At 69.7% G+C, this 24,013-nt stretch carries 20 protein-coding genes; 6 read left to right on the forward strand and 14 right to left on the reverse strand.

Annotated features, from left to right (window positions below; all coding sequences use genetic code 11):
• Positions 1–272: 272 nt before the first annotated feature.
• Positions 273–3,119, reverse strand: a complete 2,847-nt coding sequence (gene ppc, locus AC1HFW_RS23600) for a phosphoenolpyruvate carboxylase (protein WP_479285342.1) — start codon at positions 3,117–3,119, stop codon at positions 273–275.
• A 170-nt stretch (positions 3,120–3,289) separates the two neighbouring features.
• Here ppc and queC point away from each other — a divergent pair, with 170 nt between their 5' ends.
• Both queC and AC1HFW_RS23610 read left to right on the forward strand, forming a co-directional pair.
• Positions 3,290–4,003, forward strand: a complete 714-nt coding sequence (gene queC, locus AC1HFW_RS23605; RefSeq protein WP_061073124.1) for a 7-cyano-7-deazaguanine synthase QueC — start codon at positions 3,290–3,292, stop codon at positions 4,001–4,003.
• Positions 4,004–4,337: 334 nt separating this feature from the next.
• Positions 4,338–5,957, forward strand: a complete 1,620-nt coding sequence (locus tag AC1HFW_RS23610; RefSeq protein WP_479285343.1) for an EAL domain-containing protein — start codon at positions 4,338–4,340, stop codon at positions 5,955–5,957.
• Here AC1HFW_RS23610 and AC1HFW_RS23615 read toward each other — a convergent pair.
• Entirely contained in the window at positions 5,935–7,119 is a 1,185-nt protein-coding gene (locus tag AC1HFW_RS23615) for an MFS transporter (protein WP_104021678.1), read from the reverse strand. The genes AC1HFW_RS23610 and AC1HFW_RS23615 overlap by 23 nt on opposite strands.
• Positions 7,116–7,661: a GNAT family N-acetyltransferase gene (locus tag AC1HFW_RS23620; RefSeq protein ID WP_006391648.1), complete on the reverse strand. Its 546-nt coding sequence runs from the start codon at positions 7,659–7,661 to the stop codon at positions 7,116–7,118. The genes AC1HFW_RS23615 and AC1HFW_RS23620 overlap by 4 nt, the downstream gene beginning before the upstream one ends.
• Positions 7,662–7,808: 147 nt before the next feature.
• On the opposite strand from AC1HFW_RS23620, the gene AC1HFW_RS23625 reads away from it, so the two are divergent.
• The gene (locus tag AC1HFW_RS23625) at positions 7,809–8,699 is read left to right on the forward strand and encodes a LysR family transcriptional regulator (RefSeq protein WP_006391647.1); all 891 of its coding nucleotides are present in this window, start codon (positions 7,809–7,811) and stop codon (positions 8,697–8,699) included.
• Here the strand turns inward: AC1HFW_RS23625 and AC1HFW_RS23630 are convergent.
• Positions 8,647–9,684: a 2-isopropylmalate synthase gene (locus AC1HFW_RS23630; protein ID WP_479285344.1), complete on the reverse strand. Its 1,038-nt coding sequence runs from the start codon at positions 9,682–9,684 to the stop codon at positions 8,647–8,649. The two genes, AC1HFW_RS23625 and AC1HFW_RS23630, sit on opposite strands and share 53 nt — an antisense overlap.
• 438 nt (positions 9,685–10,122) lie before the next feature.
• On the opposite strand from AC1HFW_RS23630, the gene AC1HFW_RS23635 reads away from it, so the two are divergent.
• Both AC1HFW_RS23635 and ilvD read left to right on the forward strand, forming a co-directional pair.
• Positions 10,123–10,950, forward strand: coding sequence for an AraC family transcriptional regulator (locus AC1HFW_RS23635; protein ID WP_061073127.1), 828 nt, complete (start codon positions 10,123–10,125; stop codon positions 10,948–10,950).
• A gap of 101 nt (positions 10,951–11,051) precedes the next feature.
• Positions 11,052–12,917 carry a dihydroxy-acid dehydratase gene (ilvD, locus tag AC1HFW_RS23640; RefSeq protein WP_061073128.1) on the forward strand — a complete coding sequence of 622 codons (1,866 nt, stop codon included), beginning with the start codon at positions 11,052–11,054 and terminating at the stop codon, positions 12,915–12,917.
• Here ilvD and AC1HFW_RS23645 read toward each other — a convergent pair.
• On the reverse strand, positions 12,901–13,071 hold the full coding sequence (locus tag AC1HFW_RS23645; RefSeq protein WP_479285345.1) for a hypothetical protein: 171 nt from the start codon (positions 13,069–13,071) through the stop codon (positions 12,901–12,903). The two genes, ilvD and AC1HFW_RS23645, sit on opposite strands and share 17 nt — an antisense overlap.
• Positions 13,072–13,073: 2 nt before the next feature.
• Between AC1HFW_RS23645 and AC1HFW_RS23650 the strand changes: the two genes are divergently transcribed.
• The gene (locus AC1HFW_RS23650) at positions 13,074–13,955 is read left to right on the forward strand and encodes a LysR family transcriptional regulator (protein ID WP_006391643.1); all 882 of its coding nucleotides are present in this window, start codon (positions 13,074–13,076) and stop codon (positions 13,953–13,955) included.
• 62 nt (positions 13,956–14,017) lie between these two features.
• Here the strand turns inward: AC1HFW_RS23650 and lpdA are convergent, their stop codons facing one another.
• Genes lpdA through AC1HFW_RS23695 form a run of 9 tightly spaced genes read right to left on the reverse strand, consistent with a single transcriptional unit; the run spans position 14,018 to position 23,949 of the window.
• Positions 14,018–15,415, reverse strand: coding sequence for a dihydrolipoyl dehydrogenase (gene lpdA, locus AC1HFW_RS23655; protein WP_479285346.1), 1,398 nt, complete (start codon positions 15,413–15,415; stop codon positions 14,018–14,020).
• 8 nt (positions 15,416–15,423) lie between these two features.
• Positions 15,424–16,710, reverse strand: a complete 1,287-nt coding sequence (locus AC1HFW_RS23660) for a pyruvate dehydrogenase complex dihydrolipoamide acetyltransferase (RefSeq protein WP_479285347.1) — start codon at positions 16,708–16,710, stop codon at positions 15,424–15,426.
• Positions 16,711–16,722: 12 nt separating this feature from the next.
• Positions 16,723–17,214: a VOC family protein gene (locus AC1HFW_RS23665; protein WP_006391640.1), complete on the reverse strand. Its 492-nt coding sequence runs from the start codon at positions 17,212–17,214 to the stop codon at positions 16,723–16,725.
• On the reverse strand, positions 17,211–19,394 hold the full coding sequence (locus tag AC1HFW_RS23670; RefSeq protein ID WP_479285348.1) for an alpha-ketoacid dehydrogenase subunit alpha/beta: 2,184 nt from the start codon (positions 19,392–19,394) through the stop codon (positions 17,211–17,213). Before AC1HFW_RS23670 ends, AC1HFW_RS23665 begins: the two co-directional genes overlap by 4 nt.
• Positions 19,395–19,430: 36 nt before the next feature.
• Positions 19,431–20,219 carry an SDR family NAD(P)-dependent oxidoreductase gene (locus tag AC1HFW_RS23675; protein WP_479285349.1) on the reverse strand — a complete coding sequence of 263 codons (789 nt, stop codon included), beginning with the start codon at positions 20,217–20,219 and terminating at the stop codon, positions 19,431–19,433.
• A 46-nt stretch (positions 20,220–20,265) separates the two neighbouring features.
• On the reverse strand, positions 20,266–20,985 hold the full coding sequence (locus AC1HFW_RS23680) for an ABC transporter ATP-binding protein (protein ID WP_006391636.1): 720 nt from the start codon (positions 20,983–20,985) through the stop codon (positions 20,266–20,268).
• The gene (locus AC1HFW_RS23685; protein WP_006391635.1) at positions 20,982–21,734 is read right to left on the reverse strand and encodes an ABC transporter ATP-binding protein; all 753 of its coding nucleotides are present in this window, start codon (positions 21,732–21,734) and stop codon (positions 20,982–20,984) included. Before AC1HFW_RS23685 ends, AC1HFW_RS23680 begins: the two co-directional genes overlap by 4 nt.
• A complete protein-coding gene (locus AC1HFW_RS23690) occupies positions 21,731–23,011 on the reverse strand; it encodes a branched-chain amino acid ABC transporter permease (protein WP_479285350.1) in 1,281 nt (426 codons plus the stop codon). The genes AC1HFW_RS23685 and AC1HFW_RS23690 overlap by 4 nt, the downstream gene beginning before the upstream one ends.
• The gene (locus AC1HFW_RS23695) at positions 23,008–23,949 is read right to left on the reverse strand and encodes a branched-chain amino acid ABC transporter permease (protein WP_006386228.1); all 942 of its coding nucleotides are present in this window, start codon (positions 23,947–23,949) and stop codon (positions 23,008–23,010) included. Before AC1HFW_RS23695 ends, AC1HFW_RS23690 begins: the two co-directional genes overlap by 4 nt.
• Positions 23,950–24,013: the final 64 nt, after the last annotated feature.

Below are 24,013 nucleotides of genomic sequence, written 5' to 3' on the forward strand. Positions count from 1 at the left end.
TCCGTCGGTGTCTTCCTGTGCGCGGGCCAGAAAAATCGTTGTGTTCTATATACGAACATTTGTGCGTATATAGAATTTCTGACGAAGATAGTACTAAAAGTTGCCGGGGGTGGACAAATGGCCTTTTTTTGGTGTTCGTCTGGTGGACGGTATCGAGGGCGCGCTGACGCTGGCCGCCGAGGAGAACGGATTCTCCATGGGCGGCCCGCGGCTGTGAGTAATGGCGCGCCGTAGCGTGTGGCTATGGCGCGCGGCGGCGTCGCGCCTGCGGCTCAACCCGAATTGCGCAACCCGGCGGCGATGCCGTTGATGGTCAGGTGGATTGCGCGTTGCACGCGTTCGTCGGCTTCGGCGGCGGGCGACTTCTGCGCCGCGCGGTGGCGGCGGATCAGGTCGACCTGCAGGTAGTTGAGCGGGTCGATGTAGGCGAAGCGCTCGCGCAGCGAGGCCTGCAGCGACGGGTTGTCGGCCAGCAGTTCGCGCCGCGTCAGCAGCTTGAGCATGGCCAGGGTGCGGCCGTGCTCGGCGCTGATCATGCCGAAGATCTTCTCGCGCAGCGCGCGCTGCGGCACCAGCTGCGCATAGCGCGCGGCGATGGCCAGGTCGGACTTGGCCAGCACCATCTCCATGTTGGACAGCAGGGTGCGGAAGGCCGGCCAGTCCTGCGCCATTTCGCGCAGCTGCGCCAGGCGGCCGCGTTGCGAGCGCGGCGCCCCCGGCGCGCCGGTTTCCAGATAGGCCTCGATGGCCGAGCCCATGCCGTACCAGCCGGTCAGCATCAGGCGGCACTGGGCCCAGGAAAAGCCCCACGGAATGGCGCGCAGGTCTTCGATGCGCTGGCCCTTCTTGCGCGAGGCCGGGCGCGAGCCGATGTTCAGGCCGGCGATCTCGGCGATAGGGGTGGCGGCGAAGAAATACTCGGCGAAGCGCGGCGTGTCGTAGACCAGGCCGCGGTAGCTGCGCTGCGCGCTCTCCGACATGAACGACATGGCCGGGCCGTGCTGCGCCATGTGCGCGTCTTCGGCGCTGGTGGCCTCGGCGCGCGGCGCCAGGCTGGATTCGAGCGTGGCGGCCACCAGCAGTTCCAGGTGCCAGCGGCCGACCTCGGCGTCCTTGTACTTGCTCTGGATGACCTCGCCCTGCTCGGTCAGGCGGATCTGGCCGGCCACGGTGCCGGGCGGCTGCGCCAGGATGGCGTCGAAGCTGGAGCCGCCGCCGCGGCCCACCGAGCCGCCGCGGCCGTGGAACAGGCGCAGGCGCACGTGGCGGCTGGAAAACACGTCGACCAGCGCGCGTTCGGCCTGGTACAGCGACCAGTTGGAGGTCAGGAAGCCGCCGTCCTTGTTGCTGTCGGAATAGCCCAGCATGACTTCCTGGGCGCCGTTCTGGGCCCGCTTCACGCGCTCGCGGATCTCGGGCAGGTCGAGCCAGGCGGCCATGATGTCGGCGCCGCGCTGCAGGTCGGGGATGGTCTCGAACAGCGGCACCACCATCAGGCCGTCTTCCGGCGCGATCTCCTGGCCGGCGGGCGCGATCAGGCCCGCCTCCTTTTGCAGCACCATCACTTCCAGCAGGTCGCTGAGGGTTTCGGTGTGCGAGACGATGGTCTGGCGCACGGCCTGCTTGCCGTAGCGCTGGCGGCCGGCGGCGGCGGCGCGCAGCACCGCCAGTTCGCGCGTGGTGTCTTCGCTGTAGGCGATCCAGGGCGAGGCCAGCGGCCGCGCCTGCGCCAGTTCGGCGCGCAACAGCGCCACGCGCGCGTCCTCGTCCAGCGCCAGGTAGTCCAGCGGCTGGCCGTCGTGGGTGGCGCCGGCGCGGCTGAACAGTTCGGCCAGCGCGCGTTCGTGCACGTCGGAACTCTGGCGCAGGTCGACCGTCGCGAGATGGAAGCCGAACACTTCGACGGCCTGCTGCAGGCCGGCCAGGCGCAGCTTGCCGATGGGCGCGCCATGGTGCGCGGCCAGCGACGCGGCGATGACGGCCAGGTCGGCGGACAGCTCCTGCGGCGTGTCGTAGGGTTGCGCGGCGACGGTGCTGCGGCGGGCCAGGTTCTGGCCGGTCAGGCGCAGCGCCGTGGCGGCCAGGCGCGCGTAGACGCCAACCAGCGCGCGCCGGTAGGGTTCGTCGCTGCGATGCGGCGAGTCGTCGCCGCTGTGCTCGGCCAGCGCCAGCAGCGCCGGGTCGACCGCGATCAGCAGCGTGGTGATGGACAGTTCGGCGCCAAGCGCATGCACTTCCTGCAGGTAGTGCTCGAACAGCACGGTGGCCTGGCGCAGCAGCGCGCGTTCCAGCGTGTCGGCGTCGACGTTGGGGTTGCCGTCGCGGTCGCCGCCGATCCAGCTGCCCATGCGCAGGAACGGCTCCAGCGGCGGGGGCGGGGCGCCGAATGGCTTGGCGTCGCGGTTGAGCAGCTTGGACAGGTCGCCGTAGACGCGCGGGATGACCTGCAGGAAGGTGCTGCGGTAGTACGACAGCGCGTTCTCGATCTCGTCGGCCACCGTCAGGCGGGTGTAGCGCAGCATGCGCGTCTGCCACAGCGTGGCCACGCGGCCGAGCAGGGCGGCGTCGAGTTCGGCCAGTTCTTCCGGCGTCAGCGGATTGTCGCGCTGGACCAGCGCGGCGGCGATCTCGCGGTGCACGTCCAGCGTGCTCTTGCGCTGCACTTCGGTGGGGTGGGCGGTCAGCACCGGCATGACGCAGGCGTCGGCCAGCAGCCGGCGGATGCGCGCGGGCGTCACGCCGTGGCGCCCCAGGGCCTGCACCGCGTCGCGCAGGCTGCCGCGCGCGGGCGCGTCGCCGGCCAGGGCGCGGGCGCGCTGGCTGCGGTTCTGGTCGCGGTCCTCGGCGATGTTGGACAGGTGCAGGAAATAGCTGAAGGCGCGCGCCACCGAGTTGGGGTCGCTGCCCTGCAGGTGCTTGACGCGCTGTTCCAGCAGCTTGCCGTCGGCGGCGTTGCCTTCGCGGCGGAATTTGACGGCGGTGCGGCGCAGCGTCTCGATGGTGTCGAAGACGCGTTTGCCTTCGCATTCGGCGATGACTTCGCCCAGCAATCGGCCTAACAGCCGGATATCGTGACGCAAGGGTTCTGCTGAATCGGACTGCGGGCGGCTGGCATTCATCGGGCGGGAGATCCGTCGGGCTGCTGGGAAAGGGAGGGTGGGGTGATGCGCGCTGCTGGTAAACCGTGAACGAGAACGTCACCGATTTTACGCAGGCTTCCTTACGGGAAAGACGGCCGGCTGCGGTAAAGTCTGGCTCTATCCCTTTGTCTTTGCAGAAACCCCCTTTTATGCTGAATCACCAACGTCGCGCGCTCGTGCTGTTTTCGGGCGGCCAGGATTCCACCACCTGCCTGGCCTGGGCGCTGGACCGCTATGCCCATGTGGAAACCGTGGCGTTCGATTACGGCCAGCGCCACCGCATCGAACTGGATGCGCGCCTGAACGTGCTGCGCGACATCCGCGCGCGCTTTCCGCAATGGGCGCCGCGCCTGGGCGAAGACCATCTGCTGGACCTGAAGGTGCTGGGCCAGGTGGGCGACACCGCCATGACCAGCGACCGCGCCATCGAGATGCAGGCCAACGGCCTGCCCAACACCTTCGTGCCGGGCCGCAACCTGCTGTTCCTGACGCTGGCGGCGGCGCTGGGCTACCGGCGCCAGCTGGACGTGCTGGTGGGCGGCATGTGCGAAACCGATTTCTCGGGCTATCCCGATTGCCGCGACGACACCATCAAGGCGCAGCAGGTGGCGCTGGGCCTGGGCCTGGGCAGCCGCGTCACCATCGAGACGCCGCTGATGTGGATCGACAAGTCCGAAACCTGGGCGCTGGCCAAGCAACTGGGCGGCGACGCGCTGGTCGACACCATCGTCGAGGAAAGCCACACCTGTTACCTGGGCGAGCGCGGCGCGCGCCATGCCTGGGGCTATGGCTGCGGCGAATGCCCGGCCTGCAAGCTGCGCCGGGCCGGCTGGGACAAATGGCAGGCACAGGGCGCGGCTTGAGCCCTCCGCCCGCGGCAACCCGACAACGATCCCCCTTCTGAAAGCACCCGGCGGCCCGCCGTGGCGCATTGCCGACTTGCGCCGCAATGGCGTCAGAACCCGCGCGGACAGTAGCCGCGCGCGTGTCGCTACGTTTCACTCACCGGTGATTTTTATTTCGATATATTGAATTCCATTCATTTAAAAATGAATGGAATTCAATGGTTTTCGACTTTACGCGGCAATATGAGAGATTGAGCGCTCTTTTTTTGCGACCCTGTTCCAGGTATGGAGATGCAAAAAAACATTTCAATACCGTTCGATGGAAAGCGTTTTTATCCAGGGCTCACTCATCATGCATCGGTCGCGCATTATCCTTATTTTCGATAACGAATTCGCCAAGCAAGGCATCTCCGATTCGCTCGAGCAGATCGGTTTCGTCCTGAATCCCGTATCGCTCCAGGAACCGGCGCCGGCGCGCCATGCCGGGGACATCCAGGTGCACCTGTGCCTGCCGCGGGATCTGGACATCACGATCGGCCAATTGCGCGCGCGCTTCGCCCAATCGACCATCATCGCCATCCGTCATATCGAGAGCCCTGCGGTGCGGATCAACGCGCTGCTGGCCGGCGCCGACAGTTGCTACGGCGCCAACATCAGCTACAGCGAGGTGGCGGCGGCGATCCAGTCGGCGCAGCGCAAGCTGAACTTGTGCCAGCCCGCCGCGGCATCCGCGCCGCGTCGGTCGGACGTGGTGGCGGCGCCGGCCGTGGCGGAGCAGAGCTGGCGCCTGTGCGACAACGAGTGGACGCTGATGTCGCCGGGCGGTCCGGGCGTCAACCTCACGCCCATGGAACGCGCGGTGCTCAAGGGCATGTCCGGTCATCCCGAGCGGATCATCCGCCGCGCGGATTTCGCCGTTGCCAGCCTGGACATCGCCGGCAATGGCCGCGCGCTGGACCTGGTCATCAGCCGTCTCAAGCGCAAGGGCGCGGCCGCGGGCATGGCCATTCCGATCCGCAGCCTGCGCGGCAAGGGGTATGCATTCTCGGCCGCGCTGGCCCAGGACGGCGGCGGCGAAGGCCACGAATCCACGGTGATCCGCAAAGAGGGCGCCGTGTCGCCGCTGCTGGCCGCGATCCAGGGCGACCGCCTGCAATTCCATTACCAACCCATCGTCACCGCCACGGATCTGGAGATTGTCGGCGCCGAAGCCCTGCTGCGATGGCGCGCGGCGGCCGGCGAAACGATGGGCATCGATGGCCTGTTGCGCGAAGTGGGCGCCCCAGAGGCGGCGCAGGCCCTGATCAGTTGGGGCCTGCACACCATCGCCCATGACCAGGCGCGCTGGCGGCAGGCGGCGCACGGTTCAAGCCTGGCGGTAAACATCAATATCTCGCCGCAGAGCTTCGCCCGCCGCGATGTCGTCGGCGCGATCCTGCGCGATATCGCCACGTGTGGCCTGGCGCCCGGCGACATCCGCATCGAGCTCACCGAAGAAGCGGCCTTGCATGCCGGATCCGCCGACATCCGTTCCATGCTGGAGGCGTTCACCAGCCGCGGCATCCAGGTCTGGCTGGACGATTTCGGCAAGGGCTACAACAACCTCGAATGGTTGTCGACGCTGCCACTGGCGGGGTTGAAGCTGGACAAGTCGATTGTCTGGAGCGCCGCGCGACAGGCGGACGCGCAGAAGGTGCTGACGTCGATCTGCCAGTTGGCGCGGGACCTGGATATCGCCACCGTGGCCGAGGGCATCGAGACCGAGGCGCATTGCCGCGCCGCGCGCGAGGCCGGTTGCGACCTGCTGCAGGGCTTTCTGTTCTTCCGGCCCGGCACGGGCGATGAACTGGCCGCCGCGTTGGCCGAGCAGCGCTGGCGCCGCGCCGGCATGGCGCGGGGCCGCGAGCGCGGGGCGCCGGCCGTGACGTTGCGTGATGGCGGCACGCCGCTCAGCCCCGCGTCCGGGCAATGAAGCGCCACCGCAGCGCCAGCGCCGCGGCCAGGATGGCGGCTGCCAGGCCCGCCGACAGGCCCATGGCGGCAGGCGCGCCGTATCCTTCCACCACATAGGCATAGGCCACCGGCGCGGCCGCGGTCAGCAGGAAGCTGGGCATCAGCAGGCCGCCGACCACCGCGCCGTAGCGGCGGAAGTCGAACAGCGCCAGCGGCAGGGTGCCGCGGGTGATGGTCAGCAGGCCGTTGCAGGCGCCGTACAACAGCGCGTAGGCGGCCAGCGCGGCGGGGTGGCCGCTGGAGAACAGCGCCAGCGTGAAACTCAGCGGCAGCAGGGCGGCCACGGCAGCGGTCAGGGTCAGGGGATGCAGGCGCGAACCCAGGGCGACGTCGGCCAGCCGCGAGGCGAACTGGCCGATGCCCCACAACGCGGCGACATTGACCGCCAGCGCCTTCGCCAGCCCGAGTCCGGACAGCAGCGGGATCAGATGGGCGGCGTTGCCGGCCGCCAGGAAGTTGGTGAGCATGGCGATGACCGCATACAGCGCGCCGGCCAGGCGCCGTTCGGAATCCGTGCGCGCCAGGCCGGCGCCGTCGTCCTGCTGCGCCGCCTGGGGCGGCGCGGCGTAGCGCGTGCGCGGCAGCGCCAGATACAGCGGCAGGGTCGCCAGCGCCAGCGCGCCATAGGCCAGCACCGCGCCGCGCCAGCCGAGCCAGCCCGACAGCGCATGGCCCACGGGCCACATGACCGTCGAGGCGAGGCCGCCGAACAGCGTGATCTGCGACATCGGCCGCCGCGCGGTCGGGCCGGCGGCGCGCGCCAGCGAGGCGAAGGCCGCGTCGTACAGGCACAGCCGCATGCCGACGCCCAGGACCGTCCAGGCGGCGAAGTACGCCGCCACGCCCTGCGCGGCCGCCAGCACGGCGCAGCCGGCCGCGGCCACCAGGGCGCCCGCCGGCATCACGCGGTGGCCGCCCCAGCGGTCGACCGCCCGGCCGGCCAGCGGCGACACCAGGGCCATGACCACGATGGCGCAGGAGAAGCCGCCGTAGATCGTGGCCGCGTTCCAGCCCAGGTCGGCCGCCATGTCCGGCCCCAGCGCGCCAACCAGGTAGAACGTCACGCCCCAGCCGACCAGTTGCGTCAGCCCCAGGCAGACCACCGCGCGGGTGGCGATCATGGGCGCCGCGGCGGCGTGCTGTCGCCTTCGCCCAGCGCGCGCTGCATCAGCACGGTGTCGCGCCATTCGCCGTGCTTGTGGCCCACCGAGCGCAGCGTGCCGACCGGATGGAAGCCCTGGCGCGCGTGCACCGCCAGCGAGGCGGCGTTGCGGCTGTCGCCCACCACCGCCAGCATCTGCCGCCAGCCGGCCGCGGCGCAGCGCTCGACCAGGGCGCCCAGCAGCCTGCCGCCGATGCCCTGGCCGGCGCGGCCATCCTTGACGTAGACCGAGTCCTCGACCGTGTGGCGGTAGGCCGGGCGCGGGCGGTAGGGCGTGACGTAGGCGTAGCCCACCACTTCGCCGTCGATCTCGGCCACCAGGTAGGGCATGTCCTTTTCCAGCACGCCGGCGCGGCGCTGGCGCATTTCCTGGATCGACGGCGGGTCCAGCTCGAACGAGGCGGTGCCGTGCTGCACGTGGTGCGCGTAGATGGACTTGATGGCGGGCAGGTCGGCGTCGACGCTGTCGCGGATCAGGATTGAGGCGGCGGATTGCGGCATGGCGGGGGTCAGCGAGGAAGGAGATCGAGGGGTGAAAAACCAGCCGCCAGTGTGGCGCAAGGCGATACATAAATAAAGCTTTGGTCTATTATGATTTTCATAAGTAAAACTTTGAACAAGCGCTTGAATAAGCGGGGGAAGCGAGCCATGCGCGGACTCAATCTGGACGCCCTGCGCACCTTTGCGCAGGTGATCGAACTGGGCAGTTTCTCGGCCGCCGCCGAACGGGGCGGCATCACCCAGCCGGCGGTCAGCCTGCAGGTGCGCCAGCTGGAGCGCCGCTTCGGCCTGAAGCTGGTCGAACGCGTCGGCCGGCGCGCGGGGCCGACCGCCGCCGGCCTGGAGCTGCTGACCCACATCCGCGCGATCGACACGGCGCTGGCGCAGGCCGAGCAGGCCATGACGGCGCACGCCTCGCAGGTGACCGGACGGGTGCGCCTGGGCACTGGCGCCACCGCCTGCACCTATCTGCTGCCGCCGCTGCTGGCCGGCCTGCGGCGCCGCTTCCCGGCGCTGGACGTGGTGGCCAGCACCGGCAACACCGCCGACATGCTGCGCGGGCTGGAGAACAACACGCTGGACATCGGCCTGGTGACGCTGCCGGCGCCGGGCCGCATGTTCGAGGCCACGCCCGTGCTGGAAGACGAGTTCGTCGCCATCTTTCCGGCGCGCGGCCCCCTCGCGATTCCCGCCACCGTCACGCCGCAGGCGTTGGCGGCGTTGCCGCTGGTGCTGTTCGAGCCGGGCGCGCGCACCCGCCGGCTGGTGGACGACTGGTTCGAGGAAGCCGGCATGGCGGCCAAGCCCGTCATGGAACTGGGCAGCACCGAGGCCATGAAGGAAATCGTGGCCGCCGGCCTGGCCTGCGCGGTGCTGCCCAAGCTGGCGGTGAGCGGCGCCGGCCACCGCGACAGCCTGGCCGTGCGCTCGCTGGCGCCGCGCCTGGCGCGCACGCTGGCCATCGTGGTGCGCCGGGACAAGCCGCTCAGCCGTGGATTGCGGCACCTGCAGGAGGCGTTGCTGGCGCTGCGGGCGTGAACGCATAGGGGTGGAACACGTCCACCGGCAGCTGGTTGCAGGCCTCGACGCAGTCGCGCACGGCGGCCATGTCGGTAAAGTCCAGGCCGCTCGGGATGCCCTGCCGGTCCAGGTTCAGCGCCAGCGTCACCAGGTCGACGTTGCCGGTGCGTTCGCCATTGCCGAACAGGCAGCCTTCGACCCGGTCGGCGCCGGCCAGCACCGCCAGTTCGGCCGAGGCCACGGCGGTGCCGCGGTCGTTGTGCGGATGCACGCTCAGCACGATGCTGTCGCGCCGCGCCAGGCGGCGGTGCATCCATTCGATCTGGTCGGCGTAGACGTTGGCGCTGGTGCATTCCACCGTCGACGGCAGGTTGATGATCATCTTGCGCGCCGGCGTCGGGCGCCAGATGGCGCTGACCGCGTCGCACATCTCCAGCGCGAAATCCAGTTCGGCCAGACTGAAGGTCTCGGGCGAGTACTGGTAGATCCACGCCGTTTCCGGGTGCGCGTCGGCCAGGGCGCGGATCTGGCGCGTGCCGGCCAGCGCGATCTCCTTGATCTCGGCGCGGCTCATGCCGAACACGATGCGGCGCCATTGCGGCGCGATCGGGTTGTACAGATGCACGATGGCGCGCGGCGCGCCGCGCAGCGATTCGAAGGTGCGCGCGATCAGGTCCGGCCGCGACTGCGTCAGCACTTCGATGGTGACGTCGGCGGGAATGCGGCGTTCCTCGATCAGCTTGCGCACGAAATTGAAGTCGGTGTCGGACGCCGACGGGAACGCGACTTCGATCTCTTTCAATCCCACCGCCACCAGCTGTTCGAAGAAGCGCAGCTTGCGGGCCGCGTCCATCGGGTCGATCAGCGCCTGGTTGCCGTCGCGCATGTCGGTGCTCATCCAGATGGGCGGCGCGCTCGGGCGGCGGGCCGGCCACTGGCGTTCGGCGTAGTCGCGTGCAAAGGGCTGGACGGGGCGGTACTTGTGTTGGGGATGGTCGAGCATGGAAAAACCTCCGGCCGCGCGGCGCGCGGCATCTGGGGCCGCCGGTCTGCGGCGGCGGTCGGGCAAGGGAGGTGGCGGACGGACCCGTCAGAGGGCCCGGGGCTGCCGGGCGGCCACGGGGCGCAAGGCCCGGCAACCGCGCGCTAGTCGTAGCGTCGGCAGGACGGCGGGCGCGGCGGCGCAGAGGGCGCGGCCGTTCGGGATGGCGCGCGGGTTGGCGCGAAGCGGCGCGGTGTCCGGAATGGCGCGCGGAACCGTGAAGGCGTCCGATTTCCCGACCACGCGCGCGCGCCGGCCGCGGAAAGCGGCGCAGGGGGAGGAGCGGGGGAAAAGACACATGATCGGAACGCGGACAACAAGGAAATCAACGGCAATGCGGGCAGCATAGGTACACTGGAAAAGACCGTCTACCGCCAGCCAGACATCAATCGTCGAGAAATGGACAAATCCAAACCCCCGCCACGCCCTTCCGGATCGCGCAAGCCCGCCGATCTGGACCTGTTTCCGTACGAGTCCTCGCAGCGGCCGGTGGCCGCGCTGGCGGTGGATTACGAGGACGGGCACCGCGTGCGGCGCCATCGCCACCGCCGTTCGCAGCTGGTGTACGCGATTTCGGGCGTGATGGTGGTGGACACCGACGCGGGCATCTGGGTGGTGCCGCCCACGCGCGGCGTCTGGGTGCCGGCCTGGGTCTCGCACGCCATCCGCATGAGCGGCGAGCCGCGCATGCGCACCGTGTTCGTCGAGCCGGGCGCGGCCTCGCATTTGCCCACCGAATGCTGCGTGCTGTCGATCTCGCCGCTGCTGCGCGAGCTGATGGTGGCGGCGGCCGAGGTGCCGCTGGACTGGCAGCCCGGCACCCGCGACGGCCGGCTGATGATGCTGCTGCTGGACGAACTGAAACAGGAGCCGGTGCTGCCGCTGCACCTGCCGCAGCCGTCCGAGCCGCGCCTGGCGCGCATCTGCCGCGCCATCGTGCGCCACCCCGAGCGCCAGGCGGGCGCGGCCGACTGGGCGCGGGAATTGGGGGTGGATCCCAAGACGGTGCATCGCCTGTTCCTGCGCCACACCGGCATGACCTTTGGCCGCTGGCGCCAGCAGGCGCGGCTGCTGGCGGCGATGGAGCGGCTGGCGCGCGGCGAGCGGGTGCTGGATGTGGCCCTGGATCTGGGCTACGAGAGCCCCAGCGCCTTCGCGGCCATGTTCCGCAAGGCCCTGGGCGAGCCGCCCAGCGCCTTCGCGGCGCGCGGCGCGGCGTCCGCCTGATGGCCGCCAGGCGGCCTCGGGGCGGCCTGCGGCCGCTGCCGGCCGGAACCAGCGTATTATTTACCGTTTTGCCGCCCACGCTAATAGCCTGAGACAAGATCATGCCGCACTACCGTTCCCGCACCTCGACCCACGGCCGCAACATGGCCGGCGCCCGCGCCCTGTGGCGCGCCACCGGCATGAAGGACGGAGACTTCGGCAAGCCGATCATCGCGGTGGTCAACTCGTTCACGCAGTTCGTGCCGGGCCACGTGCACCTGCGCGACCTGGGCGCGCTGGTCGCCAAGGAAATCGAGGCCGCCGGCGGCGTCGCCAAGGAATTCAACACGATCGCCGTCGATGACGGCATCGCCATGGGCCACGGCGGCATGCTGTATTCGCTGCCCTCGCGCGAACTGATCGCCGACTCGGTCGAATACATGGTCAACGCGCACTGTGCCGACGCCATGGTCTGCATCTCGAACTGTGACAAGATCACCCCGGGGATGCTGATGGCCGCGATGCGCCTGAACATCCCCGTGGTGTTCGTGTCCGGCGGCCCGATGGAAGCCGGCAAGGTCAAGTCGCCGACCGACGGCAAGGTGATCGCCAAGATCGACCTGATCGACGCCATGATCAAGGCCGCCGACCCGAAGGTGTCGGACGCCGAAGTGGCCGAAGTCGAACGCAGCGCGTGTCCGACCTGCGGCTCCTGTTCCGGCATGTTCACCGCCAACTCGATGAACTGCCTGACCGAGGCCATCGGCCTGGCGCTGCCGGGCAACGGCACCATCGTCGCCACGCACGCCTGGCGCAAGGGGTTGTTCGAGCAGGCCGGCCGCCTGGTGGTGGACCTGTGCCGCCGCTACTACGTCGAGGAAGACGAGTCGGTCCTGCCGCGCAACATCGCCACCAAGAGCGCCTTCCAGAACGCCATGGCGCTGGACGTGGCCATGGGCGGCTCGACCAACACCGTGCTGCACCTGCTGGCCGCGGCGCAGGAAGCCGGCGTCGACTTCACCATGGCCGACATCGACCGCATCTCGCGCAAGGTGCCGTGCCTGTGCAAGGCCGCGCCCGCCACCGACAAGTACCACATCGAAGACGTGCACCGCGCCGGCGGCATCCTCGGCATCCTGGGTGAACTGGCGCGCGCCGACCTGCTCGACCTGTCCTGCGGCAACGTGCACAGCGGCACGCTGGGCAACGCCATCGCGCAGTGGGACGTGGCCGGCGGCGCCGGCGAAGCGGCGCAGAAGTTCTACCGCGCGGCCCCTGGCGGCATCCCCACCACCGTGGCCTTCAGCCAGGACGCCACCTTCCTGACGTTGGACACCGACCGCCAGACCGGCTGCATCCGCAGCAAGGAAAGCGCCTATTCCAAGGACGGCGGCCTGGCCGTGCTGTACGGCAACCTGGCCGAGAAGGGCTGCATCGTCAAGACCGCGGGCGTGGATGAATCGCAGTGGGTCTTCACCGGCCGCGCGCGCGTGTTCGAAAGCCAGGACGACGCCGTCGAGGGCATCCTGGGCGACAAGGTCGTGGCGGGCGACGTGGTGGTGATCCGCTACGAAGGCCCCAAGGGCGGCCCCGGCATGCAGGAAATGCTGTATCCCACGTCGTACCTGAAGTCCAAGGGCCTGGGCAAGACCTGCGCGCTGTTCACCGATGGCCGTTTCTCGGGCGGCTCGTCGGGCCTGGTGATCGGCCACGCGTCGCCCGAGGCGGCCGAGGGCGGCACCATCGGCCTGGTGGAAGAGGGCGACACCATCGAGATCGACATCCCCAACCGCAAGATGCACCTGGCCGTGTCCGACGAGGAACTGGCCCGCCGCCGCGCCGCGATGAACGCGCGCGAGGATGGCGGCTGGCTGCCGGTGGGCCGCGAGCGCGTGGTGTCGCAGGCCCTGCAGGCCTACGCGGCGCTGGCCACCTCGGCCGACCGCGGCGCGGTGCGCGACCTATCGCAGCTCAAGCAGAAGCGTTGATCGCCAGTCGGTCGATGCCATGAAAAAAGCGGCGCCGCGTGCGCCGCTTTTCTTTTGCGGCCGCATTGCCGGATAACCCTGCCGGCTCTCCGGTCGGTCCACGATTACGGCCGCCGCACGCTATAAAATCCCGATACTTGTGATCAGGAGTCATGAATGGCGCTCAATTCCGAGGCCCTGCGGCTGTTCCTGGGCGTGGTCGACGCCGGCTCGATGAGCGCCGCCGCCGAAATGCTGGGGCAGACCGCGTCCGGCGTCAGCCGCGGCCTGTCGCGCCTGGAGGAAGACCTGGGCGTGACGCTGCTGACCCGCACCACGCGGCGCATGGAACTCACGGCCGAGGGCGCGCACTTCCTGCAGAAGGCGCGCCAGATCGTGCAGTCGCTGGAAGAGGCCGAGGAATGCATGCGCATCGTCAACCAGCAGCCGGCCGGCCGCCTGCGCGTCGACGCTTCGGTGCCCGTGATGCTGCATTGCGTGGTGCCGCACGTGGCGGACTTTCGCCGCGAGTACCCGGCGATCTCGCTGGAGCTGACCAGCAACGACCGCATCGTCGACCTGATCGAGCATCGCACCGACGTGGCCCTGCGCATGGGGCCGCTGAACGATTCCACGCTGCATGCGCGGCCCATGCGGCCGCGGCCGCGCTGGCTGATGGCCAGCCCGGACTACCTGGCGCGGCGCGGCGTGCCCCGCACCGTCGAGGACCTGGCCGGCCATGAACTGCTGGGCTTCACCCAGCCCGAGAGCCTGAACGTCTGGCCGCTGCGCCACGCGGGCGGCTCCACCTATCTGGCCACGCCCACGCTGGCCACCTCCAGCGGCGAGACCCAGCGGCACCTGGCGCTGCGCGGCGTGGGCATCGCCTGCCTGTCGGACTTCGTGTCGCGCGACGATCTGATCGAAGGGCGCCTGGTGCGGATCATGGAAGACCTGCACACCGACTACCTGCAGCCGATGCACGCGGTGTACTACCGCAACACGCAGTTGTCGCGGCGCATCGCCTGCTTCCTGGATTTCTTCGCCAGCCGGTTGTGAAAACGGGCGTCTGGCGCGGCCGATGAGGGTCCGCGCCAGACGCCTTGCGCGTCACTACGGCCTTAGCCGTGCAGCGCCCGGCCGAAGGCCGCCAGCACCGATTCGTGCAGCGTTTCCGACAGGGTCGGATGCGCGAACACGGTGTGCATCAGGTCTTCCTCGGTGGCTTCCAGCGCCGCCGCTACGCCGTAGCCGGCGATCAGTTCGGATGCCTCTGGGTGGATGATGTGCGCGCCCAGCAGCTCGCCGGTCCTGGCGTCGAACACCGTCTTCACCAGCCCCTGGTCCTCGCCCATGGCGATGGCCTTGCCGTTGCCGGCGAAGGTGAACTTGCCGACGCGGATCTCGCCGCCCGTCGCCTTGGCGTGTTCGCGCGCGCGGGCTTCGCTCATGCCGATGCTGGCGACCTGCGGGTGCGAATAGGTGCAGGCGGGAATGCGCAGCGGGTCGAGCGCATGCGCCGGCAGGCCGGCGATGGCCTCGACGCACAGCACCGCCTCGTGGCTGGCCTTGTGCGCCAGCCATGGCGCGCCGGCCACGTCGCCGATGGCGTAGACGCCCGGCTCGGCGGTGCGGCACAGGCCGTCGGTGACGATGTGGGTTTTCTCCACTTTGACGCGGGTCTGTTCCAGGCCCAGGTCCTCGACGTTGCCGACGATGCCGGCGGCCACGATGACGCGCTCGACTTCCAATTCGGACTGCTTGCCCTGTTGCTCCAGCACGGCCTTCACGCCCGTGGCCGTCAGGCTGGACGACTTGACCGCGCACTGCGTCAGCACGCGGATGCCTTGCTTCTCGAAGGCCTTGCGCGCCAGCGCGGAGATCTCGGCGTCTTCCTGCGGCAGGATGTCGGCGGTCATGTCGATCAGCGTCACCTCCGCCCCGACCGCGCGGTAGAAGCTGGCGAACTCGGCGCCGATCGCGCCCGCGCCCACCACCAGCAGCGACTTGGGAATCGCCGGCGGCGTCAGCGCCTGGCGGTAGGCCCAGATGCGCTCGCCCACCGGCAGCGCCGGCAGGTCACGGGCGCGCGCGCCGGTGGCCAGGATGATGTGGCGGGCCGACAGCGTGGCGCCGTTGTCGAGCGCGATACGGCCGCCGCCGGCCAGCTTGGCGCTGGCGGCGAACACCGTCACGCCGTTCTTCTTCATCAGGTGCGCCACGCCCTGGCCCAGGCGGCCGGCGACCTTGCGCGAGCGCGCCACCATCGCGGCCAGGTCGGGCTGGGCCGCGCCCGCGCCGGTCACGCCGTAGTGGTCGGCCTCGCGGCAGGCGCGCAGCACGGTGGCGCTGTGCAGCAATGCCTTGGTTGGAATGCAGCCCCAGTTCAGGCAGATGCCGCCCAGCTCGGCGCGTTCCACCAGCGCGGTGGACAGGCCCAGCTGCGCCGCGCGGATGGCGGCCACGTAGCCGCCGGGGCCGCCGCCGACCACCACCAGGTCAAACGAAGTCTTGGTCATGGCAGGGCTCACAGCAGGATGCGCACGGGGTTTTCGATCAGCGTGCGGAAAGCGGCCAGCCAGCGCGCGCCGACGGCGCCGTCCACCACGCGGTGGTCGGCCGACAGCGTCACGGTCATGACGGTGGCGGCCTTCAGGTCGCCGTTGTCGTCCACCACCGGCCGGCGTTCGGCCGCGCCCACCGCCAGGATTGCCGCCTGCGGCGGGTTGATGATGGCGGCGAACTGCTTGATGCCGTACATGCCCAGGTTGCTGACCGTCAGCGAGCCGCCGGTGAATTCCTCGGGCTTGAGGCGATTGACCTTGGCGCGTCCGGCCAGCTCGACGATCTCGCCGGCGATGGCGGACAGCGGCTTGACGTCGGCGTCGCGCACGATCGGCGTGACCAGGCCGCCGTCGGTGGCCACCGCCACGCTGATGTCGGCGCCGGCGTGGAACTCGATGGCGTCGTCCTGCCAGCTGGCGTTGACTTCGGGCACCTCGCGCAGCGCCAGCGCGGCGGCGCGCACGATGAAGTCATTGACCGACAGCTTGACCGCGCCACCCTGGTTGGCCTGCGCGCGCAGGGCCAGCAGCGCGTCCATGCGGCAGTCCACCGTCAGGTAGAAGTGCGGCACCTGCTGCTTGCTTTCGGTCAGGCGGCGGGCGATGGCGCGGCGCATGCCGGAATGCGGCACGCGGCGGGCGGCGGCGCGGTTGCCCGACGGCGCCGCGGCAACGGGCGCGCGGTCGCGCGCGGCCTCGACGTCGCGGCGCACGATGCGGCCGCGCGGGCCGGTGCCCTGCACCTCGAGCAGGTTGACGTGCCATTGCGCGGCCAGGCGGCGCGCCAGCGGGCTGGCGAAGCGGCGGGTGCCGGGCGCGGGCGCGTCGGTGGCGGTGTCGTGCGCGGCGGATGCGGCCGGTGCGGCAGCGGCTGGCGCGGCGGTCGATGCCGCGTTGGCCGTCGTCGCCGACGCCGTGGCGGCGGGTGCGGTGGCGGCGAGTGCCGCCGGCTTGGCCGCCTGCGCGCCGTTTTCCGCCAGCGCCTGGTCGATCGCCGCGGCGTCTTCGCCCGGCGCCAGCAGCACGCCGATCACGGTGTTGATCGGCACCGACGCCGGGCCGGCCTGCACCACGATGCGGCCGAGCACGCCCGCGTGTTCGGCGTTGATCTCGACGATCGCTTTCTCGGTTTCGATTTCCGCCAGCGCGTCGCCCACGGCGACCGTGTCGCCTTCCTGCTTGAGCCACTGGTGCAGCGTGCCGACGTCGGCATCGGCCGCGACGGAGGGGAGCTTGATAAGGTGTGCCACGTGTTGTTCGTCCTATTCTGCGCGCACGGCCAGGTCGGGCCGATAGGCCGCCGGGTCGTCGTATTCGACCAGTTCCAGCACATTGCCTTCGGGGTCGCGGAAGAAGGCCAGCCAGGTGCCGGGCCGCACTTGCATCGGCGCGGGTTCGCTGTCGAAGGCCACGCCGCGCGCCCGCAGGCGTTCGACGGTGCCAGCCAAGTCATGCACGATGAAGGTCAGGTAGGTGCTGCCCTGGCGGTCCAGGATGGCGGCGCCGCGCACCGCGGGCTCCGGCGCCACGGCCGGTTGCAGCAGCTTGATGCGCTCGCCGTAAGAGGTTTGCAGGCGCGCCACTTCGTAGCCATGTTGCGTCAGGCCGGTGGCGCGGGCCTTGTCGGCCGGCACGCTGACGCGGTTCACCAGCGTCAGGCCGACCACGTCGGTGTAGAACGCCAGCTGCGCCTGCAGGTCGGCGCAGCACAGGCCGACTTCCATCGGCACGCTCATGCGCAGGGCGGCGCTCATGCGCGTTCTCCCAGGTCGGCCAGCACGTCGTTCAGGCCGGCGATGACTTCTTCCGTGTCGGCGAAGGCCGCGCGTTCCAGCACCTTGGAGATGCTGGGCGAGGCTTCGCCGCCGGTGACGCGCTTGACCGGCTGGTCGAGCCAGTCGAAGTAGCGGCGCTGGATCTCGTCGGCCAGCATGGCGCCGTACGAGGTGCCGCGCGCGCCCTGTTCGACGATCAGCACGTTGTTGGTCTTCTGGATGCTGGCGCCGATGGTGTCCCAGTCCAGGCTGGCGCGGTCCAGCGTGCGCAGGTCGATGACTTCGGCGTCCACGCCGGTCTCTTCGGCGGCCTTGAGCGCGCGGCTGACCATCGACAGATAGGTCAGCACCGTGACCTTGGAGCCACTGCGGCGCACGCGCGCCTTGCCGAACGGAATGGCATAGTCCAGGTCGCTTTCGGGGACTTCGCCCGACGAGGCGTACAGGTCGACGTGCTCGATCACCAGCACCGGGTCCTTGGAGGCCAGCGCGGTGTTCATGAGGCCGATGTACTCGTAGGGCGTGGACGGCGCGACGATGCGCCAGCCCGGCGCGGTGGCGAACACGCCAGCCGGGTCCATCGAGTGTTGCGAGCCATAGCCCGTGCCCATCGCGACCTTGGTGCGCAGCACGAACGGCACGTCGATGTCGCCGCCGAACATGTGACGGGCCTTGCCGATCTGGTTGAAGATCTGGTCGGCCGCGACCCACATGAAGTCGGGGTACATGAATTCCACCACCGGCTTGTAGCGGCCGTCCATGGCCAGGCCGCCGCCCAGGCCGGCAAAGGCGTTCTCGGAAATCGGCGTGCCAAGCACGCGGTCGGGGTACTTGTCCTTCAGGCCGCGGGTGGCGCCGTTGGTGCCGCCCTTCAGGCGGTGCACGTCCTCGCCCAGCACCACCACGCCGGGGTCGGTTTCCATGCGGCGGTCGAGCACGTCGGCCACCGCGTCCACGAACTTGCGCTCTGCGCTGGCGCCGGCATGGTCGGCGGCGTCCTGGTAGCGCAGGCCGGCCAGTTCCGAGCCGTCGCTGCGCAGGCCCACGTCGCGGAAATCGGGGCGCGGCCACAGGTCGGCGCGCACGCGGCGCTTGCCGCCGTCGGTGGCTTCGGTCAGGCGGCCCGACACGTCTTTCATCACGTCCTTGCAGCGCTGGCGCAGGGCGTCGACTTCGGCCTGGGTGATGAGCTGGCGGCCGATCATCTCGGCGGCGATCTTGTCGAGCGGATCGCGGCGGCGCCACTGCGCCTCTTCGTCCTTGCTGCGGTAGCCGAAGGCGCTGCCGGGGAAGGGGCCGTTCTGGTGGAAGAAGCGGTAGACGTCCACCTCGATGATGGTGGGGCCGTTGCCGGCGCGCATGTGGGCCACGGCTTCCGACATGGCCAGGTGCACCGCCAGCGGATCCATGCCGTCGACCTGCCAGGCCGGGATGTTGAAGGCCTGGCCGCGGGCCGACAGGCGCGGCTCGGCGGTCGATTCCTCGACCGTGGTGGACACGGCGTAGCGGTTGTTCTCGATGAAGAAGCACAGCGGCGTCTTCCACGCGGCGGTCAGGTTCATCGTCTCGAGCACCGAGCCGATGTTGACGGCGCCGTCGCCGAAGTAGGTCACGGCCACGCGGTCGGTGCCGGCGTGGTGGTGGGCCCAGGCCGCGCCCGCGGCCAGCGGCACGCCCCCGCCGACGATGGCGTTGGTGCCGAGCGCGCCGGCTTCCAGCCAGCGCAGGTGCATGCTGCCGCCACGGCCGCGGCAGTAGCCTTGCGCCAGGCCCATGATCTCGGCCAGGGTCTTGTGCAGCACTTCGTCGATGGCGGGCGTGAGCGGGTTGCGCGGGTCCAGGCCCAGGGGCGCGACGTGTTGCAGCGCCTTGGCCAGGAACTGGTGGTGGCCGCGGTGCGAGCCGTTGATCTGGTCGCCGGCGCCCAGCGCCAGCACCGAGCCGACGGCGCCGCCTTCCTGGCCCACCGACGAGTGGGCGGGGCCGTGCACCAGGCCTTCGGCGGCCAGGTCCAGCACCGCTTCCTCGAAGGCGCGGATCCAGTGCAGCTGCGTCAGCATGGTGGCCAGCAGCGCGGGGTCGGCCTGTTGCCAGTCCGAGGCCTCGACCGTCAGTTGCCGCCAGGGCGCCTGGGAGCCAAGCGGTTGGTAGGTGGCCATGAATGAATCTCCAGAATGTAGGTAAGCGTCGATGCGTCAGAGGTAGCTGTAGCGGCTCCAGCCGCCATCGGCCACCAGGGTGTGTCCGGTGATGTAGGCGGCCTGGCTGGACGTCAGGAACACCGCCAGGTCGGCCATTTCGGCCGGTTGCGCCAGGCGCCGCAGCGGCGTGCGCTGCTTGAGGCGTTCGGGGTCGAGGCGGCCGCGCGCGGCCAGGTCGCGCACCAGGTCGGTCTCGACATAGCCGGGCGCCAGCGCGTTCACGCGCACGCCCGCCGGGCCCCATTCCACCGCCAGGGTCTCGGTCAGCAGCACCACCGCGCCCTTGGTGGCGCAGTAGGCGGCGCGGTCGGGCGCGGCCACCACGCCATACATCGAGGCCAGGTTGATGATGCAGCCCTCGCCCTTGGGCACCATGCGGCGGCCGGCGGCCTGGGCGCACAGGAACACGCCGGTCAGGTTGATGTCGACCGCGCGGCGCCATTCCTCGGGCGTGACCTCCAGCGACGGCTTGTTGGCCGAGATGCCGGCGTTGTTGACCAGCACGTCGATGCCGCCCCAGGCCTGCTCGACCTGGGCGAAGGCGCGCTCGACGGCGTCGGCGTCGGTGACCGAGGCCTGCGCGGCCAGCGCTTCGCCGCCGGCTTCGCGCAGCTCGGCCACGGCCGAATCCAGCGCCGCCGGGTCCATGTCCAGCAGCGCCACCCGCGCGCCCTGGCGCGCGAACGCCTGGGCGGTGGCGAAACCGATGCCTTTGGCGCCGCCGGTGATCACCACGTTCTTGCCGCGCAGGTCGGCGTGGCGTACTTCAGGGGTATTGTCCAAGTGCTTGCCTCTAGAGATGCGTTACGGCGGTTAGTGTGAACAGACCCTAAACCGCCAGCCATTCCTGGACCACGTCCTGGCGCTCATGCAGCTGCGCGGGCGGTCCTTCGAAAACGATGCGGCCGTGGCCCATCACGCTCACGCGGGTGGAGACCTTCAGCGCGATGGTCAGCTTCTGCTCGACCAGCACCACCGACACGCCGCGCTGGTGGATGTCGCGGATCACGTCGGCGATCACTTCCACGATCTTGGGCGCCAGGCCCTCGGTGGGTTCGTCGATCAGCATGACCTTGGGGTTGCCCAGCAGCGAGCGGCACATGGTCAGCATCTGCTGCTCGCCGCCGGACAGGTTGCCGGCGCGGGTATTGCGGCGTTCCTTCAGGCGCGGGAAATAGCCGAACATCTGTTCGATGGTCCAGGCCGGCGCGTCGGGGCGGGTGGGCTGCTCGCCCATGCGCAGGTTCTCGTCCACCGTCAGGTTGGCGAACACCTCGCGCTCTTCCGGCACGAAGCCCAGCCCGGCGCGGGCGATCTCGAAGGGGCGCTTGTTGGTGATGTCGCGGCCTTCGATGGCGATGCGGCCGGCGGTCACGTCCACCAGGCCCATGATGCTTTTCATGGTGGTGGAGCGGCCGGCGCCGTTGCGGCCCAGCAGGCTGACCACTTCGCCGCGGCCCACCGTCAGGTCGATGCCGTGCAGGATGTGGCTCTTGCCGTAGTGCGCGTGCACGCCTTGCAGGGCCAGCAGGGGGGATTGCATGCTCATACCGTTTCCTCTCCCAGGTAGGCTTCGCGCACGCGGGCGTCGCCGCGGATGTCGGCGGGCGTGCCGGTGGCCAGGATCTCGCCGTACACCAGCACGCTGATGCGGTCGGCCAGCGAGAACACCACCTGCATGTCGTGCTCGACGATCAGCAGGGTGCAGTCTCGCGTCACGTCCTTGATCAGTTCGACGGTGTAGTCGACCTCGTGCTGTGACATGCCTGCCATCGGTTCGTCCAGCAGGATCACCTTGGGCCGCGAGGCCAGCGTCATGCCGATTTCCAGCGAGCGCTGCTCGGAGTAGTTCAGGTCGCCCGCCGCGGTGTGCTGCTTGGCGGCCAGGCGCACTTTCTCCAGCAGCTGGTCGACGTTCTCGTTGACGGCGCGGTGGCGCGCGATGGGGCGCCAGAAGTTGTAGACCAGGCCGTGCATGCGCAGCACCGCCAGCCGCAGGTTCTCGCGCACCGACAGGCGCGGGAACACGTTGGTGATCTGGAACGAACGCGCCAGGCCGAGGCGGTTGATGCGCTCGGGCGGCAGGCCGCCGATCGGGCGCGAGCGCAGGCTGATGTCGCCCGAGGTCGGCGCGAACGAGCCCGACATCAGGTGGAACAGCGTGGACTTGCCGGCGCCGTTGGGGCCGATCACGGCGTGGCGTTCGCCGGCTTGCACCTTCAGGTTGACGCCGCGGATGATCTGCGCGTCGCCGAAGGACTTGCGCACGTCGGTCAGGGTCAGGATCTCGTGGCTCATTTTGCGGTCTCCAGCACGGGCGCGGCCTCGGCCTCGCCGCGCCACAGGGCCAGCGCCCAGCGGCAAGCCAGGAGGCCGCCCGCGAACAGCGCCAGCGGCAGCAGCCAGGTCGACAGCGCCAGCGGCGCCCAGTCATGGCCGAACAGGGAAATGGCGGGCCAGCCGGCATCGGGGTTCATCGCCAGCAGCGAGCGGTAGTCGCGCGCGAACATGCGTTGCAGCAGTTCCACCGTGAACACCGTGGCGGCGGTCAGCAGCAGGCCGCCGATGACGGACACCGCGGCGCGCGGCAGCCAGTCGGCCAGGCCGCGCTGGCGCAGCGACTTGGCGGCGCGCTGCACCAGGCCGACCAGGCCGTCCGGCACGAACAGCATCACCAGCACGAACAGGATGCCCTGGTACAGCAGCCACGACCGGGTGATGTCGGCCAGCGTCTGCGACAGGAAGGTCAGGATCGAGGCGCCCAGCACCGGTCCCAGGAAGGCGTTGACGCCGCCGATATAGGCGAACAGCACCGCGTCGGTCGACAGCTTGACCTCGAACAGCACGTAGTTGCCGGCCTCGATGTTCAGCGCCTGCAAGCCGCCGGCGATGCCGGCGAACATGGCCGACAGCGCGAACACCATGGTCTTGAGCGTGTGCGGCCGGTAGCCCAGGTAGCGCAGGCGGCTGGCGTTTTCGCGCAGGCCCAGCGTCAGGCGGCCCAGCGGCGTGCGGGTCAGGCCATACAGCGCGGCCAGCGACACCAGCACCCAGGCCAGCACCAGGAAGTACACCTCGATGTCCGAGCCGAAGGTGAAGCCCCAGGCCGGCATTCGCATGGCCGACAGCCCGGCCTCGCCGCCGAACACGCCCTTCAGGTGCGGCGCCAGCGCGTGCAGCAGTTCTGCCAGCGCCAGCGTGATCATCGAGAAGTACACGCCGGCGCGCATGGTGGCGAACCAGCCCGCGACCAGGCCGAACAGCAAGCCGGCCACGCCGCCGGCCAGCGGCATCAGCGGCGTCGGCAAGAGGCCCGCGCCGCCCAGCGCGTTCATGGCGTGGATGGTGGCGAAGGTGCCGACGCCGAAGTAGGCGGCGTGGCCGAAGGACAGCATGCCGCCCTGGCCGGCCAGCAGGTTGAAGGCGCAGGCGAACAGCGCGGCGATCAGCATCTGCACCGCCGCGACCAGCTGGCCCGGCGGCAGCAGCCACGGCAGCGCGCACAGCGCCGCCACGCAGGCGAGCAGCAGCAGGGCCGCCGGCGCGCGGCGCAAGGAAACGGGAGTCGGGCTCATGCTTGCTCTCCCTTCAGGCCCGAGGGCTTGACCAGCAGCACCACCAGCATCAGCAGGAAGGGCAGCGTCGCGGCCAGGCTGGAGATCTTCACGGTCATCAGGCCGCCCACGCTTTCAGCCCACTCGCCGGCGCCGAACAGGCCGAACAGGGTCGCCAGGCTGGCGTCGATGCCTACCGAGAACGAGCTGATCAGGCCGATCAGCAGCGAGGCGATCATGGCGCCTTCGAGCGAACCCAGGCCGCCCACCACGACCACCACGAACACCAGCACGCCCAGTTCCAGTGCCATGTTCGGATTGGTGGTGTAGAACGCGCCCGCGACCGCGCCGGCCAGGCCGGCCATCGCCGCGCCCACGCCGAACACGCTCATGAACACCAGCGGCACGTTGTGGCCCAGGGCCTCGGCCATGCGCGGCCGGTAGATGGCCGAGCGCACCACGATGCCGACGCGGGTGCGCGACAGCAGCAGGTAGATCACCGCGAACATCGCCAGCGATACGCCGCCCATCAGCAGGCGGTAGAAGGGATAGTCGGCGTCGAACACGCGGAAGGCCGCGAAATTCAGGAATTGCGGCACGCGGTAGTCGACCGGGAAGTCGCCGTAGAACAGCTTGATGAGCTCGGCGACGATGAACGCCAGGCCGAAGGTCACCAGCAGTTCCTGCGCGTGGCCGAACTTGTGCACGCGGCGCAGGAAGAAACGCTCCACGCCCATGCCGAGCACGCCGGCGATGACGGTGGCCAGCACCAGCGCGGTCCAGAACCCGGTGACGGGCGTCAGGGTGTAGGCGGCATACGCGCCTATCATGTAGAACGAGGCGTGCGCGAAGTTGAGCACGCCCATCATTCCGAAGATCAGTGTCAGGCCTGCCGACACCATGAATAGCAGCAGGCCGTAAATCACGCCGTTCAACAGCGAGACGGTAAAGTATTCCATGTCCGCTCCAAAATCCTTGCGCGCAGGCGCCGGGCGCCTGGCGATCGATCACGCCCTGTTTTTT

This window comes from Achromobacter sp. ISS7 (genome assembly GCF_056523125.1).

Coding starts and splice junctions, on each gene's coding strand:
- ppc (WP_479285342.1), bottom strand. CDS start 3,119: ATGAATGCCAGCCGCCCGCAGTCCGATTCAGCAGAACCCTTGCGTCAC.
- queC (WP_061073124.1), top strand. CDS start 3,290: ATGCTGAATCACCAACGTCGCGCGCTCGTGCTGTTTTCGGGCGGCCAG.
- AC1HFW_RS23610 (WP_479285343.1), top strand. CDS start 4,338: ATGCATCGGTCGCGCATTATCCTTATTTTCGATAACGAATTCGCCAAG.
- AC1HFW_RS23615 (WP_104021678.1), bottom strand. CDS start 7,119: ATGATCGCCACCCGCGCGGTGGTCTGCCTGGGGCTGACGCAACTGGTC.
- AC1HFW_RS23620 (WP_006391648.1), bottom strand. CDS start 7,661: ATGCCGCAATCCGCCGCCTCAATCCTGATCCGCGACAGCGTCGACGCC.
- AC1HFW_RS23625 (WP_006391647.1), top strand. CDS start 7,809: ATGCGCGGACTCAATCTGGACGCCCTGCGCACCTTTGCGCAGGTGATC.
- AC1HFW_RS23630 (WP_479285344.1), bottom strand. CDS start 9,684: ATGCTCGACCATCCCCAACACAAGTACCGCCCCGTCCAGCCCTTTGCA.
- AC1HFW_RS23635 (WP_061073127.1), top strand. CDS start 10,123: ATGGACAAATCCAAACCCCCGCCACGCCCTTCCGGATCGCGCAAGCCC.
- ilvD (WP_061073128.1), top strand. CDS start 11,052: ATGCCGCACTACCGTTCCCGCACCTCGACCCACGGCCGCAACATGGCC.
- AC1HFW_RS23645 (WP_479285345.1), bottom strand. CDS start 13,071: ATGACTCCTGATCACAAGTATCGGGATTTTATAGCGTGCGGCGGCCGT.
- AC1HFW_RS23650 (WP_006391643.1), top strand. CDS start 13,074: ATGGCGCTCAATTCCGAGGCCCTGCGGCTGTTCCTGGGCGTGGTCGAC.
- lpdA (WP_479285346.1), bottom strand. CDS start 15,415: ATGACCAAGACTTCGTTTGACCTGGTGGTGGTCGGCGGCGGCCCCGGC.
- AC1HFW_RS23665 (WP_006391640.1), bottom strand. CDS start 17,214: ATGAGCGCCGCCCTGCGCATGAGCGTGCCGATGGAAGTCGGCCTGTGC.
- AC1HFW_RS23670 (WP_479285348.1), bottom strand. CDS start 19,394: ATGGCCACCTACCAACCGCTTGGCTCCCAGGCGCCCTGGCGGCAACTG.
- AC1HFW_RS23680 (WP_006391636.1), bottom strand. CDS start 20,985: ATGAGCATGCAATCCCCCCTGCTGGCCCTGCAAGGCGTGCACGCGCAC.
- AC1HFW_RS23685 (WP_006391635.1), bottom strand. CDS start 21,734: ATGAGCCACGAGATCCTGACCCTGACCGACGTGCGCAAGTCCTTCGGC.
- AC1HFW_RS23690 (WP_479285350.1), bottom strand. CDS start 23,011: ATGAGCCCGACTCCCGTTTCCTTGCGCCGCGCGCCGGCGGCCCTGCTG.
- AC1HFW_RS23695 (WP_006386228.1), bottom strand. CDS start 23,949: ATGGAATACTTTACCGTCTCGCTGTTGAACGGCGTGATTTACGGCCTG.